This is a genomic window from Bacteroidota bacterium (genome assembly GCA_016713925.1).
In the GTDB taxonomy this organism is placed as follows: Bacteria; Bacteroidota; Bacteroidia; order AKYH767-A; family OLB10; genus JAJTFW01.
The window spans coordinates 779358-795979 of record JADJOH010000008.1 but is presented as its reverse complement, the minus strand read 5'-3'; the positions used below and the strand labels follow the sequence as shown (position 1 = coordinate 795979).

Here is a 16622-nt window from a genome sequence, read left to right as displayed (position 1 = left end):
ATTGGTGATTGCACCCTAATGAGACAACCTTCATCTTTGAATACTCGATTTAAATTCAATTAAATTAAATCATTTGAGGTATTGTGTAAACAAAACTCTTAAAATGGATCTAATTTCTATGCAACAGTTCCTTTTAAAACTATACACTCGAATCTCATTGCAAAAAGCAAGTGTTAACTATGCCTTAACATAGTCACTATTCCGATGAAATACAAGATAATATTAGTACCCATGAAAATACTTGAAATTTTTACCAATTAATACTACAAAATAACCCAAATGTAGTATTGCAGCACATTATTTATTCATTGACATTTGAAAAAATTCTAAAACCATGAAAAAATTAGCTACATTGATCATGCTTTTAATCCTGTTTTCAGGATATGCAAAAGCGGAAACAGAGCCCAACGATACGTGGGATCTTGCGAACACAGTATTATTAGGACAAACGGAGACCGGAACTGCAGGATTAGCGCAGGAAGATGACTGGTGGACCGTTTCCATTCCTGATGACGGAACACTAACTTTAAGTTGGACATCCTTAAACGGAAATTATATACATTGTCAGATTTACGACACTTTGGGTGTGTTGCAATTTGCTTCAAGTTACACCGGCACCACCAACAGTATTAACGCAACAGGACTTGCAGCCGGCTATTACTATATAAAATTATATTCCTATTATACTAGTCAAGTGACTAGCTACAGTTTTACACCCACTTTTACTGCAGTTAGTGTACCCAATGATCCCGCAACAAACGATGTGTATACACAGGCAACCCTACTGGCTTTGAATGATTCTGTTACCGGACATATCGGTTATTATCATAATTTGTATGATGATCTCAATGACTGGTGGGCTGTTACAGTAAACCTTGATGGCAGATTGGATTTCACCATCACAAGTTTAAACAGTCAAAATGTATATGCGCTACTTTATGATGGCGATGGAACGACAATTCTTGCAGGAAGCTATACGACAACTACTAACACATACAGTGAAGACGGTCTTGCTCCCGGCACATACTATATACTGGTGAAAACTTTTTATCCGCAAGAATTTGCTCCGTATAAATTAAAAAATAATCTTGTACTTCCGCCTAACACCACGGAATCGGGTATTTCAAATGATTTTGCACTTAATGCCACAAATATTAACTTAAACGACTCCATCAATGGACATATTGGTTATAGATACAATGGTAACGATGATTTAAGAGATTGGTACAAATTTACAACAACTGAAGACGGACATATCTTTATAAAACTAGATGTCTTCAATGGTCAAAATGTATTTGCACAAATTTTTGACGGAGACACCGTTAGCATCCTCACCGGAAGTTATACGACTACCGGAGCAACTTATTCTATAAATGGAAAAGCTGCAGGAACTTACTATGTAAGAGTACGAAATTTTTATGATTCAGAGTGGGCACCCTATGCTATCCGTTTGAATCTTGTGCCCACCGTTCCGGATGATCCTGAAAACAATAATACACCGGCAACCGCTGTGGTTATGAATCCGGGCGATTCAGTTACCGGGCATATTGGATACACGTACATGAGTTATGACGATGTGAATGACTGGTATCAGGTGACTACCAATGCTGATGGAGAAATTGTTTTCAAGATTCATTCTTTGAATACTCAAAATGTGTATGCTGAATTGTTTGACAATGATGGTGTCACAGACCTTGCAGGAAGTTATACCACAACAACGGCAACATTCAACAAAAACGGCCTGGCAGCGGGAACATATTTTATTCGAGTTAAAACGTACTACCTTAGCGAATTTGCTCCATACGATCTCACTGTAAACCTGAATGTCGCCCCACTAGCTAATGATGCTGAGCTAAATGATAGTGTTGAAATTGCTCTACCTCTCCCTGTAAATACAAGTGTCACCGGACATATAGGTTATTTTTATAACGATTATGATGATCTGAATGATTATTATGCTTTAACACTTCCTGTAGATGGGAAGTTAACCGTTACCATTGATCCGGAGCTTGGCCAATACACTTATGCTACTTTATTGGACAATAACGGAACAACTGTTTTATTCAATGGATACAGTAATTCTATTCTAAGTCAAACTGCGAATGATCTGGCTGCAGGGACGTACTATATCCGCATTCGAAATTACTATGCATATGAATTTACGCCTTATACGTTGACTACATCACTCGAACCAATGAATTTTCCGGCAGAAGACGCAGCAAACAATGATATTCCCACTACTGCTACACTCTTACCTGCCAATACAGCAAAGAGCGGCCATTTAAACTTCTACTACAATTTAGACAAAGATAATATTGACTGGTGGGTTATAGGGTATGACGGTTCCGGCGCAATGACCATCAATGCCGCCATTGAACAAAATCATTTCAATACGGCTTATCCCACTTTCAATTATAGACTATACGCTGATACAAATGCCACTCATATTTCAAGTGGCGCATGGACCGGACCGGCATTAAATTCATTAAACTTAACCGGACTTTCAGCAGGAAACTACTACTTGCGCCTGCTCCCTGCATTCTCTACGTTTGGAGCTTATGAATTGACTGCCCAATACACGGAAAATTGCGCCAACGTTGTTTCTATTACTTCCTCTTCACAATTACCCGGTTGTCTGGGAACAATTGATTATTCTGTAAGTGGTGGTTTAGCCCCTTACACTGTTCAGTTGTACAAAGACAATATCGCTTATGGTACACCCCAGGTAACAAATTCTGCAATTACCTTCAGCAGTTTACCCACCGGAACATATTATGCACGTTCCTATTCTTTCGGTGCATCCGGTACATGTAATAATGTTTCAGCAAACACTGTCTTCTCGACACCTCCAGTGCCCTCCATTACAGCAGGCGGACCATTGAGTTTTTGTCAGGGTGGATCTGTTCAACTTAGTAGCGATGCAGCAGCTTCTTATTTATGGAGTACCGGAGAAGTAACGCAAAGTATTATTGTATCATCCGGTGGCAGCTATTCAGTAACTGTATATAATGCGGCGGGATGTTTTGAAAATTCTCTTCCGGTTAACGTCACTGTATTTACGAATCCGGCTACACCAACTATCACACCGTTGAGTACTACAATTTGTCAGGGAGCTACTACCACTTTGAGTGCCAGTACTGCTAATGCGTATCTCTGGTCAACCGGTGAAACGAGTCAAAATATTGTAACCGGTACTGCAGGATCTTATACAGTTACGGTATATGATATTAATAATTGCAGTGCTACATCTCTCGCCTCAACCGTATCAGTTAATCCTCTGCTAACCTGGTATGCGGATAATGACGGCGATAATTTCGGAAACCCAACCTCTTCTGTCCAGGATTGTAATCAACCATCCGGCTATGTAGCTGATAACACAGATTGTGATGATCTAAACATTTTTGTCTATCCGGGTGCAGCAGAACAATGCAATGCCATTGATGATGATTGTGACGGGCAAACGGATGAGGGTTGCAGTACATTTACATACTATCAAGACAGTGATGGAGATACTTATGGAAATCCTTCTGTAAGTGTAACCATTGTTAGTCCAACTCCACCTGTTGGCTACGTTGGAAACAACACCGATTGTAACGATGGAAATGCAGCTATCAATCCCGGAGTTGCAGAAATTTGCAATTCAATTGACGACAACTGTAATGGATTAACAGATGATGGATTAACCTTCCTTACGTATTACATCGATGCTGACGCTGACGGCTATGGATCATCTGCATTAAGTCAAACTACCTGTGATGGTGCTCCGTCGGGCTATGTAAATAATAGTACTGATTGCAATGATGCCAATAACACAATAAATCCGGGTACCATCGAAATTTGTAATAGTATAGATGACAACTGTGATGGAACTACCGACGAAGGTTGTGGTACGTACACCTATTATGCTGACGCAGATGGTGACAGTTATGGAGATGCGACGCAATTCATCACGGGATCAAACCCCACTCCTCCCTCCGGATATGTTACCAATAGCGATGATTGCAACGATAGTAATGCTGCGATAAATCCTGCTGCTATAGAAATCTGCAATACTATAGATGATGATTGCAATGGGCTTACCGATGATGGACTCACATTTATCACCTACTTTGCAGATGCAGATGGAGATGGTTATGGAAATGGTGCCATCTATATTGATGCATGTAGTCCTCCTGCCGGAAGCTATGTCTTCAACAATAACGATTGCAACGATGGAAATGCTGCGGTAAATCCTGCTGCAACAGAAATCTGCAATGAACTGGATGATAATTGCAGTGGCACAATTGATGAAGGATTGACTATAACCACATATTTTGCTGATGCAGATAACGATGGTTATGGAGATGGAAATGTTTATGTTGACAGTTGCCTTGCACCGAACTGGAATTATGTTTTCAACAATGATGATTGTGACGATAGCAATGCTGCAATAAATCCTCTAGCTACAGAAATCTGCAATGGATTGGATGATAATTGCGATGGTCTTACAGATGATGGTTGTACAGGTTGTCCTGCACCGGGTCCGATCAGTGGTCCAGCGCAAATGTGTGCACCTACCGGCCAACAGATTACTTATAGTATTGCTGCAATTCCCGGAGCCACCTCTTATAATTGGACTGTTCCGGCAGGCACTATCATTTTAAGTGGTCAGGGATCAAATACATTGGTAGTGAAATGGCCATTCTCTGTTATTCATAGTGGATTAAGCGGAGATATATGCGTCAGCTATACGGCGGCATGTGGCATCAGTACGCCGAGTTGCCTTTCTATTGCACTGCAATTAAGCAAACCGGTTCGACCAGCGAGCATTTCAGGATCAAACAAGGCTTGTGCCGGCGACAACTTCGTATATTCTGTAGCGTTAGTTTCAAGAGCAACAAATTATACCTGGACAGTTCCTGCAGGTGCCACAATTCAAGGTGGACAGGGAACTAATATCATCACCGTACTCTATGATGCCAACTTCTTAGGTGGAGACATTTCTGTAATTGCATCAAATGGTTGTGGAAACAGTCCGGAACGAATTCGTTCAATTTCAAGAAACATCCTGAAGGCTCCATTATCTATCAATGGACTTAATAAAGGAGTTTGCGGTGCACTGGGAGTGGGATACACCTGTGCAGCAGTACCTGGAGCAGTTTCTTATCAATGGTCAGTACCGGCAGGAGCCAGCATAGCCAGTGGACAAGGTACAAGTACGATTACCGTTGACTATAGCGGAGCCTTTACCGGTGGAACAATTAGTGTTTACGCAATAAACAGTTGTGGCGGTGGTGCTACCAGAACTTTATCCGTTATCGGAGCGCCTGCAATACCGGGCACCATTTCAGGATCTACCATTACATGCGCGAATCAACTTTACACCTACGAAGTCCAGGCATTGACAGGTGCTACGGCATATACCTGGATTGTCCCTTCATTCGTGCAGATTCTTAGCGGACAAGGCACTAAAACTCTAAATGTAATGATGGGCTTCAATCCGGTATCAAGCTTTACCATTTCAGTGAAAGCTTCAAACGGTTGCGGTAGCAGCTCTCTCCGGAAATTGGAGAACATCAGTACTTCTGTTTGTCCACGCATAGGTTCAGGTACCGCTTTCAGTACCCTACAGGTGTATCCGAATCCTGCTTCAGAAAATCTTTTCGTAGCCATAACGCTAGATGCAGATCAGCAAATCGACATGAACCTATCTGACGTAACCGGAAGACAAGTTTTACAACGTAGTATTTCAGGAACAGAAGGGGAAAACCTGATCCCAGTGAACATAAGCCATCTCGCTTCAGGCATTTACACTATGAATATAAGAGGAAGAAATGCCTCCGAAACTATTCGAATCATTTTGGAATAAAGTAGTTTATTGGTTTTAGATCAAGGCCTCGTCAATGACGGGGCCTTGCTTTTTCCACAAAATTTGAAAATCAGCATTTCCTCTATGACAAAACACTTCAAAATAATCTTACTTTTGCATTCGCGTGCACTATTCCAAAAATTTTCCACGAATTAACAAAATCCAAATACATGCTACAGATAGGAACAACACTGGTATCTATTGACCTTGTAGAAAATCAATTTGTATGTGATCTTGAAAAATGCAAAGGAGAATGCTGCGTTGCCGGCGACTCCGGTGCACCTCTGGAAGAGTCGGAAATGAAGGAAATAGAAAATGCTTTTCCGGTTATTAAATCTTACCTGCAGCAAGAAGCACTTCAAAGTATCGAACAACAAGGCTTGTATCTTAAAGATGCAGACGGCGATCTTGTCACTCCAATAATAGATGGTCACCGTGAATGTGTTTATACAATTTTTGAAAACGGAATCGCCAAATGTGCCTTTGAAAAAGCCTATTTTGAAGGAAAAATTACTTTCCGGAAACCGGTGTCCTGTCACCTTTATCCTATCCGCATTCAAAAATTAAAAGACTACGATGCTGTAAATTATGACCGATGGAGCATTTGCAGTGCTGCCTGTACACTTGGAAAAAATCTAAAGGTGCCAGTCTATAAATTTTTAAAAGAAGCTTTAATCAGGAAGTACGGTGAAGAGTGGTACAATGAACTTGAGGTTGTTGCAGAAGCTTATAGGAAAGAGAAGTTTAAGGTTTAAAGTTCAAAGTTTAAAGTTCAAAGTTTAAGGGGCTCCCATGAAGCGTATCGCTTTTTGCGATTCTGCTTCATGGTTCAAAGTTTAAGGTTTAAAGTTAAAGTTAAAGCTTTAAAGTTTTATAAGATTCGAAAGTTTAAAGAGTTTAATTTTTTTTGTTCAGCAATAGCCAATGACATAAAAAAATAGCCAGTAGAGCAGCTGGAAGCCGGCAGCTGGTAGCCGGCAGCCGGCAGCTACTCACCGGCGCTGAGGTACACCGGCCGATCTACTTTCAATCCATTGAACAACGGAAGGACGAACGTTTTTAAAGTTAAACTAAAATAGGGGTCAAAATTATTTGCACTTGGAGACCATGCTGCCTGAAACGAAAATGCAGTATAGGTTAGCAGATCATTCTGCAAGCGTAAGCCTAACCGAAAGGTGGGGAAATACCTCTTCTCATTTTCGTACACTCCTTCCGACTTAATCCAGTTAAACTCGAAACCATCATAAAAAGAAAAGCGAAATCCATAAATATACCAGGGCATAAAAAAAACAGTTCTTAATCCAATGCGATAGAGTTCGTCACCTTGTGGATTTATGCCAAGTGAATCTGACCACGGACCTTTCAAAGTAAATAATCCGGAAGTAGCAGGTTTTTCAACGCTTTTATAATCCACATCAAGAAATTGTCTCCATCGTGTTGGGCCAAGTTTCATTAGCGGAGTATAATAGGTACCATTGATGGCCCTCAGTTGATCTTCAACATCCCCTAATCTTAAAAAGGTACTGGTCACTACGCTTGCTGAGAAATATCCAACATCGTTGACAAATGTGGCATACTCAGCCTGACCGCCAACATAATTTCTGGCGAAGACAGAAGTATTTTCTACTCCGCCAATTACTTTAAATGAAAAACCTACAGGTATATACTCAGATATTCCAAAAACTTTCACTAATGCACTTCTGAGGAATCGACGTTGAATAAAATTCAGACTCGCCAACATGATATGCCTTTCTTGTTTAAGATAGGAATAATAAACGCTTCCCGGAAGTGGTTTCGGAAAAACATTAAATTCATACGATATAGCAGGAATGAGTGTCCATTCATACCTCGTTTTCAATACACGACCATACCAGAATCCTCCATTTAAAGTGCGGAACTTGCTGCTTGCACTATCGGGCACATTTCTGTCCGTGATGTTTCTAAAAAAAACTCCGCCTATATCACGAAGTGCTTCTGATAAAAATCCCCTGCTGAATTCTATGCCTTGCTCGGCTCTTGCTCCCCGCTCCTGCGCATAAACTCTTCCATAAATGAAACGTCTGAACAGATTGGGTTGCTGTACTGAAACACTATAGGCATCATCAGGATCCAATGAAGCATTTCTTTGATAAACAAGACCAATCTCCACTGCTGATCCGGTGATATTACGGTCGGAAATTCTTGCGGTAAAACTCTCCGGCGATTGATAATTACCACTTGCGCTAATTGGAAAATAATCCTGTGTTGCCATCACCAAATCAACAGAGTCGGTACCCACCACAGGCCGCACATACAATTTTGCATCACGAATCGTACTCATCTCACGCACGAGGCGTTCCATATCTGCAAGAACAGTACCTTCTACCTTATCCCCTTTCATCACGAGGCCTGATCCAATAATCAGACTTTTCTTTGTTTGGGGATGCCAGTTCAGGATACGTCCCCACTTATTAAACTCGCCCCAAAGGGTATCATTTACATCTCCTTCCAGCAACGGTATACGTAAAGTGCTGATGTTTCTTACTATTTTACCATTGTACTTTTTAAAAAAACTATCCCTGGGTTTATCATTCTTTGCAACGATGATGACCGGGTTCACATCCCTCACCAGCAGGCGATAGAGCCCTTTCATCATTTTATGCTTACCTGTTTTTACCGCCAGCGAATCATAAAACATTTTTGATCTTTCGTATGGATCACGACGCAGGCGGATAGTTCTTCCTTCACTGGCGAATAACGTATCCGTAGAAGTAACGAAAAAGGTATCCCGCATAATTACCAGAAGTCCGGCTTTTACAAAAACAGAGTCGTCCGCATTTGGAGGGAGCTGCTGAGCCGATGATGGTATAAAGTGGAACACGCCGATCATCAAGTAGAAGATAAAGTAACGGATAGGCGGTGAAGAAATCATGGGTTGATAACCGGATTCATTCTATCGAAGATACGGAGTTAATTCAGAATTCAGAATTAAGAATGCAGAATTAAGAATGCAGCCTGTAAGGGGGGTGGGGCAATTCTGAATTCTGAATTCTGAATTCTGAATTAAAAAATGATATGACACCTGAAAATACGATCTAAATAAAAGTCAGATATCTAAGACAACTAGATTGTCACCATCGCGCCGTACATCTTCTCACGAGCGGCTTTTACGGTTTCGTCTTCCAGGTATTCATCGTAGGTCATGCGTTTGTCGATAATTCCAGATGGAGTTAATTCGATGATGCGGTTAGCGACAGAATGTGTAAAGGCATGGTCATGTGAACTGAAGAGGGCGATATGGCGCCAATCCTGCATGGCATTGTTGAATGCTGTAATCGATTCGAGATCTAAGTGATTGGTGGGTTCATCGAGGATGAGACAATTGGCATTGGTCAACATCATTCGTGAAATCATACAACGCACTTTCTCCCCTCCGGATAACACGGTTGATTTTTTCAATGACTCTTCTCCCGAAAACAACATCTTCCCCAGGAAACCACGGACAAAAGTTTCCTCCTTCTCTTTAGAAAACTGACGGAGCCAATCAATGAGAATCATTTCTTCTTTGAAAAAAGTAGAGTTATCATTGGGTAAATAAGATCTGGTTATGGTAGTCCCCCATTCAAAAGTTCCTCCCGTAGCAGTATCGTTTCCGGTAATAATTTCAAAGAAAGCAGTGACAGCCCGACGTTCTTTAGAGATAACCGCAATCTTATCGCCTTTAGCAATAGAGAAAGTAATATCACTAAAAAATTGTAAACCTTCATTCGAAATTTTACTCAAGGCCTCCACTTTTAAAAGCTGATCACCGCAATCTCGTTCCGCTTTAAAAATAATGGCGGGGTATTTACGGGTAGATGGCTGTATATCTTCCACCACCAACTTCTCGAGCAATTTTTTACGACTCGTCGCCTGACGCGATTTAGAGGCATTGGCACTAAATCGCTCGATGAAATCCTGCAGTTCTTTCCGTTTGTCTTCTACTTTTTTATTCAGGTCAGACCTCTGACGCAAAGCCAGCTGACTGGATTCATACCAGAACGTGTAGTTACCGGAATATAAATTCATCTTTCCAAAATCGATATCAGCGACATGCGTACAAACGGAATCCAGAAAATGCCTGTCGTGACTTACAACAATCACCGTATTTTGAAAATCGGCGAGGAAGTTTTCCAACCAGGTAATCGTTTCAACGTCGAGGTCATTCGTTGGCTCATCCAGCAACAGAATATCAGGATTTCCATAAAGCGCCTGGGCTAATAAAACGCGGACCTTTTCCTTACCGCTTATTTCCGACATTTTCTTCTGATGCAAATCTTCCTTCACGCCCAAATCACTTAACAAACTGGCTGCATTACTTTCTGCATCCCATCCACCCATTTCCGCAAATTGTATCTCCAGTTCCGCTGCCCGGTGTCCGTCGGCTTCGCTAAAATCCGGTTTTGCATACACGGCATCTTTTTCACGAATCACTTCCATCAACTTCATATTACCCATCATCACCGCTTCGAGCACTTGAAATTCATCAAAAGCAAAGTGATTCTGCTTCAAAACGCTCATACGGGCACCGGGGTTCATAGAAACCTGACCGGTAGAAGGATCGATCTCACCGGACAAAATTTTCAGGAAAGTCGACTTTCCGGCACCGTTTGCGCCAATAACGCCGTAGCAATTACCGGGAACAAATTTGAGATTAACTTCTTCGAAAAGGACACGCTTACCGTAACGAAGGGAAAGATTTGATACTGAGATCATTTTAAGGATATTTTTGGGCCTGCGAAGGTAGGGTTTTAATTTGAAATTAAAAATGAAGAATCCGATGGCCGGCAGGCAGGTTTGATCAGAATTGAACCAAGCGGGATTTAACAAACCAATTATAATGCTGATTACCTGACACTTGTAGCATTCAGAAAAGTGTCTTGCTTACAATTCTTACTTTTGCGGCGCTTGTTCTGCTTACCGGGCAAGAATTGATTAGCAGTCGTAGTTCCCCGGTAGCAGAGCCATCGCTTCGCTAACGGCACGCTACCGGATTAAAAAAGAGTATTAGTACAATTTGCACTCGTAGTTCAATGGATAGAATATCAGATTCCGATTCTGAGGGTTGTGGGTTCGAGTCCCGCCGAGTGCACTGGTAAATGCAAGAAGCCGCAACTGACGCTACGGCTTCTATATTATAAAGTACTTTTCAACGTTTAATTTGATTTTGCGACTAATTTTTTCCGAGTTGATGACACACATCCCTCCGCACAAAAAGTCTTTTATAGTGATCAGTGGAATGAGCAAGCACATACCCGGCTTTGCGCAATTTATTGGTAGAATTCTTGATGCGAAATAAATGCTTAAAACCTTTCATATGATATACTTCATCAAATTCTACTAAAATCACTTTGATGTCGAGTTTATCTTCAATGATCGTGTCGATCACGGTATACTCCGCCCCTTCAATTTCTATCTTGACAAGATCTACTGCAGAATGATTCTGTTTCTTCATTAAATTCTTCAATCGATCTACCGGCGCTTCGATAAATTTTCCGGAATCTTTGAATAAATGCACCGAATGCGAAACATAATTTTCTAAATCCGGTTCATAGAATTTTAATATAGCTTCTTTCTCCCAAACCCCTACATCGATATAAGTTATTTGTGATAACTGTGCTGCATTAATTCTGTAGGTGAAAGGTTGTTTCTTACCTATAGAAAGCTGCTCTCCCCTTGCTGTTACATCGACCAATTTCTTAAAATGTTCTATCCCTTCCGGTGCCGGATCAAATATGTAGATTTGAGCATCATAGAGTATCTTTAGCTCTGTGTCGAAAGAGATGTCCTCTCCGGCACCAATACAATAACAGATAGAATCACTTTTTAGAAAATCAGCAGGTATAAAATAACCATGGTAATTGGAACCCACTTTGTGAAGATTTTGTATTGGTTCAACACCCGATTGTGAATCAATACCGAGCACTTTCTTTACTGTAGATTTAAAAATTTGTGGAAGCATGTTGCAAAAATAGACTATTTGTTGCAACAAACACCACTACATAAACTTCTCCTGCAGGTTCATGAGCCCACCAAGCATCTTAGAATAAACAAGCGCCGGTTTTGCCATAAGTGGTTTATATTTTTTCCAGAGCTCATAATTATCACCCACAAATGCATCCCAATTCGCTGCATTCAGCTGGATCCTGCCTAATGATATACAAGGTTCGTACATCTGCGTAATATGCCACCATCCGGTTGGAAACAGAATTGTTTCACCGGGATGGACCATTACTTTAATCGGCTTAGCATTTTTAAAAGAGGAAATTTTTCGAAATCGGGATGAATAGGATCTACCTGCGAAAGTTTAGGATTATCTTCTCTTGGATACATGAATTCACTTTGTTCAGGTGGATACAAAATGAATTCTTTTGATCCATAAATTTGAGTAATCTGGGTGTGTAGGAATAAAGCATCGATATGTAAAAAAGGGAAGGATGATCCCTTTCCTCCTAAAAATATTTCATATACCTCAGTGCCTTTCAACATAAACTTAGGCAATAAAGGATGATGAACCCGATCTGACTTGGCATACAATATCTCCGGCTTAAAATCTAAAAGTAATTCGGGAAAATAGTCTTCAACGTTCAAATTAAAGGGATAGGGCGCAGGATTACTTTCGGTAGAATTTAACATTAAGTCCACAAAGTCTTCTATAGTATAGGATTTTCCCTTTACTTCCTTGACAAGAGTTCCGTATTTACTTTTGAAAAACTCGGGAGTTAACTTTCCCATTGCCTTCCAGTCATTGGTCCCATCGCAAAGTACTACGGGAATACCGGGGATAACATACTCTTCAATCAACTCCCTTCGTGAGATGTTTTTTCGCTTGTCTATAGTACCTATAGAAACACTTTTACTAAATGTTTTAGTGTTCATATGAAAACATATTAAAGTAAGACTCAATTACTCAAGGTAAATTTAAAAAAATACATAATCCCTTGCAAATTTTTTTAGTAATTTTCAAATTCCACCCAAATGGTTGAAAACCCAATTATAAAAAAGGTTTTTACTAAAAAAAGTTCTTAAATTTCAAAAAAACAGCATTTTGCGATAAGCTCATCCGGCAAGTCAGGTACTTATGCTTAAATTTGCGAACGAACCAAGAACCATGCAAGCCAAAACACCAAAAGACAGCATCGCCATTTCAACCGAGATCGTTTTGCCAAATGATACAAATACATTAGGAAATTTGATGGGGGGTCGTTTGTTACACTGGATGGACATCACTGCCGCCATTGCTGCTCATCGTCATTGCAGCCGCGTTGTGGTTACCGCTTCCGTGAATAACGTTGCCTTCAGTCAACCCATTAAACTGGGCGATATCGTGACTTTACAGGCTAAAATTTCCCGCTCTTTTAATTCTTCCATGGAGGTATTTATTGATGTTTGGGTAGAGGATAATCTACGCAACAAAAAGATCAAATGCAATGAGGCGATCTACACTTTCGTGGCCGTAGACCAGCTTGGAAATCCGATACAGGTTCCCGGACTCACCCCTGAAACAGATGAAGAAAAACAACGCTATGAAGGGGCCTTGCGACGCAGACAATTATCGCTGATTCTTGCAGGAAAGATGAAAGCGAAAGATGCAACGGCATTAAAAGCATTGTTTATTGAAGAGAAGATCTGATCCAAACGATTTTATTGATCACCTGTTGAAAATCTTATCTGTGGAACTTTTAGAAATCAGAAAGGTAAATGGGAAGTGTCATTCAGTCACTGCACATCTCTATAAAAAAGATTTTATCGCCTCTACAATTCTTTCTTCTTCAATTCCTCTCATACATTGAAAGTGTCCTTTAGGACATTTATCGAAACCGATTTTGGTACATGGCCGGCATTTAAGATCCTTTACTTCCATGATCTTCGACAAATTTTCATGGCCGGGAAGATAGGGATACATTCCAAAAGCAGGCACTGTGTTTCCCCAAACTGAGACGATAGGTTTTTTAAATGAAGAAGCGATATGCATCAAACCTGTATCATGCGTTAAAACAACTTTAGCGGCCTTCAATAGTTCCGCCGATTCACCCAGTGAAGTAAGTCCGCAGGCATTCCAAACCATTGCCCCGGCAGCCATCTCCACTTGCTTGCCGCGTACCTTATCCTCTTTCCCTCCCAACAACACCACCGGCATTTTAAGTAATTTTACTACTCTGCCAATTTTCTCACTGGGCATCATCTTGGTCGTATGTTGTGCTCCTATCGCTATAGCAACAAAACCATTTTGATGAGAAGGGGGTAGCCGATCCAATACTTTCTCCGCCCCGGGCTCAGGATAAAAATCGAGTCCCTGCTGATCATTTTTTACATTAAAAGAGGCCACTGTTTCGAGGTACCGATCAACAATATGTATCGGAGGCATGCGGTTGATATGCAGGTTCACCAGCAGCCACTTTTCTATGTTCAATTTCCGGAAGGAAAAAGACTTTACCTTCAACAGCCTTTTCAATTTGAGTGTCCGGACATTATGGTGCAAGTCAATGACAGCATCATACTTCTCCTTCTTCAAATCTTCAGCTACATCATCCAGGCTGCCATCGCTGGTCCAGAGCTTATCGATCTGAGGGTGATGTTCAAGCACCATTTTAAAATTCGATCGCGTCAGAAAATGCACTTCCGCCCCCGGCACCTGCTCTTTGAGGCAACGGATAACAGGCGAGGTAAGGACGATATCGCCAATAGAACTGAAACGGATAAGGAGGAATTTAGGCAAGGCCCGGTATTTTGACGCCTCAAACTTAGTTAAATTCGCAGCATGCAAATCATCGATACGCATCTTCATCTTTATGCGGAAGAATACCATGCCGACCGCAAGGCCTTGATTGACGCTGCAAAGCATGACGGAGTGGTTCATATGCTGTTGCCCAATATTGATTCCGGCTCCATTGCCGGATTGAAGCAACTGGCTGAAGATTACCCCAATTATTGTTTGCCGATGATGGGTTTGCACCCTTGTTATGTCAAAGAAAATTTTGAAACAGAGCTGTCGATTGTCGAAAAGGAACTGAAGACCGGAAATTACATTGCTATCGGCGAAATCGGGATGGATCGTTATTGGGAACTCGACCATATATCTCAACAGGAAGAGGCACTTCGCATCCAATTAAAATGGGCGTATGAGCTGGATTTACCCGTGGCTTTGCACACCAGAAACGCCAATGATGAAGTAATTTCCATTCTCCGGGATTTAAATCTTTCCGGACTTCGGGGAGTCTTTCATTGCTTTAGTGGGAGTCCGGAGCAGGCGAAGGCGATGATTGAGTTGGGGTTTTATCTTGGTATCGGTGGTGTCCTTACTTACAAAAATGGGGGTGTAGATAAGATCGTCGCTGAACTCTCTCTTGATCATATTGTTCTTGAAACCGACGGCCCCTATCTTTCTCCAGTGCCTCACCGTGGGAAGAGAAACCAGCCAGGGTATATTTTGCATGTTGCCCAAAAATTAGCTGAAATAAAAAACATCACTCCTGAAGAAGCCGGAGAAATTACCTCCGCCAACGCAAAGAAACTCTTCCGAATATGAAAAAAATTCTCATCATCTATACCGGTGGTACTATCGGCATGCAACACGATGCCGGCGGCGCACTGAAACCATTTGATTTCGGAAAAGTCAGTGAACAGGTACCGGAATTAAACCGGTTGGGTTGCAAATTAGCGCATCATGCCTTTGAGGAACTCATAGATAGTTCGAATGTCACTCCGGACTGTTGGGTGAAGCTGGCAAAAACTATTGAGAAAAACTTTGCGAAGTACGATGGGTTCGTCATCCTGCATGGCACGGACACCATGGCTTATTCAGCTTCCGCGCTGAGCTTCATGCTCGAAAATCTCAGCAAGCCGGTCATCTTCACCGGATCACAACTACCGTTAGGGGCTATCCGAACGGATGCAAAAAGAAACCTGATCACATCCGTAGAAATTGCTGCAGGTAAAGTTATAATACCTGAAGTCTGCATTTATTTCAATAACCAACTTTTCAGAGGAAACCGTGCAGAGAAATTTACTTCTTCCATGTTTGACGCTTTTCAATCGCTGAATTGTCCTCCACTTGCGACGGTAGGCGTAAATGTAGAATTTGACTTCGACCTCTTGTCAAAACCTTCAACCAAAAAATTGATTGTCCACACCACCCTGGAACCACATATCGGACTCGTACGACTCTTTCCCGGGATAACGGAAGCCTGGATGGAACATATCCTGAGTGTCCCGGATTTAAAAGCATTGGTGATGGAAACCTATGGCAGCGGCAACGCGCCAACAGATCCGAAATTCATACGCGCTTTGGCGGCAGCCATAAAAAATGGTTTGATAGTGATCAATGTTTCACAATGTTCAGGTGGAAGTGTAGAACAGGGGAAATATGAAACGAGCAAACTGCTTAAGGAGATTGGAGTAATTAGTGGAGCGGATTTAACGACAGAAGCAGCTTTGACGAAACTGATGGTACTTTTAGGGCAATATCCGAAGGATAGTAAAAAAGTGAAGAAGATGATGATAACTTCATTGTGTGGAGAGATTTCTTAATTTGAAAATGCGGTGATTTGAAAATTTGAAGATGGGATGATCTCCCTGGCGGGAGACAGGTTTGAAGATTTGAAGATGAGATGATCTCCATGGCGGGAGACAGGTTTGAAAATTAGGTGGATTTGAAGATATTATGATCTCCCTGTCGGGAGACAGATTTGAAGATGAGATGATCTCCCTGGCGGGAGACAGGTTTGAAAATGGGGTGGATTTGAAGATGTTATGA

General features: G+C 41.4%; 11 protein-coding genes and 1 tRNA gene. 6 read left to right on the top strand and 6 right to left on the bottom strand.

Going from position 1 to position 16622, the window contains the following annotated elements; all coding sequences use genetic code 11:
* The first annotated feature begins 334 nt into the window (after positions 1-334).
* Positions 335-5848: a T9SS type A sorting domain-containing protein gene (locus tag IPJ86_17315; GenBank protein ID MBK7888980.1), complete on the top strand. Its 5514-nt coding sequence runs from the start codon at positions 335-337 to the stop codon at positions 5846-5848.
* A 170-nt stretch (positions 5849-6018) separates the two neighbouring features.
* Positions 6019-6603, top strand: coding sequence for a DUF3109 family protein (locus tag IPJ86_17310; protein MBK7888979.1), 585 nt, complete (start codon positions 6019-6021; stop codon positions 6601-6603).
* A gap of 233 nt (positions 6604-6836) precedes the next feature.
* Here the strand turns inward: IPJ86_17310 and IPJ86_17305 are convergent, their stop codons facing one another.
* Together IPJ86_17305 and IPJ86_17300 are read right to left on the bottom strand one after the other, a co-directional pair.
* Positions 6837-8759, bottom strand: a complete 1923-nt coding sequence (locus tag IPJ86_17305; protein ID MBK7888978.1) for a hypothetical protein — start codon at positions 8757-8759, stop codon at positions 6837-6839.
* Positions 8760-8950: 191 nt separating this feature from the next.
* Positions 8951-10582: an ATP-binding cassette domain-containing protein gene (locus IPJ86_17300; GenBank protein MBK7888977.1), complete on the bottom strand. Its 1632-nt coding sequence runs from the start codon at positions 10580-10582 to the stop codon at positions 8951-8953.
* Positions 10583-10885: 303 nt separating this feature from the next.
* On the opposite strand from IPJ86_17300, the gene IPJ86_17295 reads away from it, so the two are divergent.
* A tRNA-Arg gene (locus IPJ86_17295) sits at positions 10886-10958 on the top strand.
* Positions 10959-11039: 81 nt separating this feature from the next.
* On the opposite strand, the gene IPJ86_17290 is transcribed toward IPJ86_17295, so the two are convergent.
* The 3 genes from IPJ86_17290 to IPJ86_17280 are packed head-to-tail and all read right to left on the bottom strand — an operon-like array spanning position 11040 to position 12745.
* The gene (locus IPJ86_17290) at positions 11040-11828 is read right to left on the bottom strand and encodes an FkbM family methyltransferase (GenBank protein MBK7888976.1); all 789 of its coding nucleotides are present in this window, start codon (positions 11826-11828) and stop codon (positions 11040-11042) included.
* A gap of 36 nt (positions 11829-11864) precedes the next feature.
* Positions 11865-12098, bottom strand: a complete 234-nt coding sequence (locus IPJ86_17285) for a hypothetical protein (protein MBK7888975.1) — start codon at positions 12096-12098, stop codon at positions 11865-11867.
* Entirely contained in the window at positions 12098-12745 is a 648-nt protein-coding gene (locus IPJ86_17280) for a cupin-like domain-containing protein (GenBank protein MBK7888974.1), read from the bottom strand. Before IPJ86_17280 ends, IPJ86_17285 begins: the two co-directional genes overlap by 1 nt.
* Before the next feature lie 232 nt (positions 12746-12977).
* Here IPJ86_17280 and IPJ86_17275 point away from each other — a divergent pair, with 232 nt between their 5' ends.
* On the top strand, positions 12978-13499 hold the full coding sequence (locus IPJ86_17275; GenBank protein ID MBK7888973.1) for an acyl-CoA thioesterase: 522 nt from the start codon (positions 12978-12980) through the stop codon (positions 13497-13499).
* 99 nt (positions 13500-13598) lie between these two features.
* On the opposite strand, the gene IPJ86_17270 is transcribed toward IPJ86_17275, so the two are convergent.
* Positions 13599-14648: a glycosyltransferase family 9 protein gene (locus IPJ86_17270; protein ID MBK7888972.1), complete on the bottom strand. Its 1050-nt coding sequence runs from the start codon at positions 14646-14648 to the stop codon at positions 13599-13601.
* Between IPJ86_17270 and IPJ86_17265 the strand changes: the two genes are divergently transcribed.
* Positions 14628-15395 carry a TatD family hydrolase gene (locus IPJ86_17265; protein MBK7888971.1) on the top strand — a complete coding sequence of 256 codons (768 nt, stop codon included), beginning with the start codon at positions 14628-14630 and terminating at the stop codon, positions 15393-15395. The two genes, IPJ86_17270 and IPJ86_17265, sit on opposite strands and share 21 nt — an antisense overlap.
* Positions 15392-16396, top strand: coding sequence for a type I asparaginase (locus IPJ86_17260; GenBank protein MBK7888970.1), 1005 nt, complete (start codon positions 15392-15394; stop codon positions 16394-16396). The genes IPJ86_17265 and IPJ86_17260 overlap by 4 nt, the downstream gene beginning before the upstream one ends.
* Positions 16397-16622 lie beyond the last annotated feature (226 nt).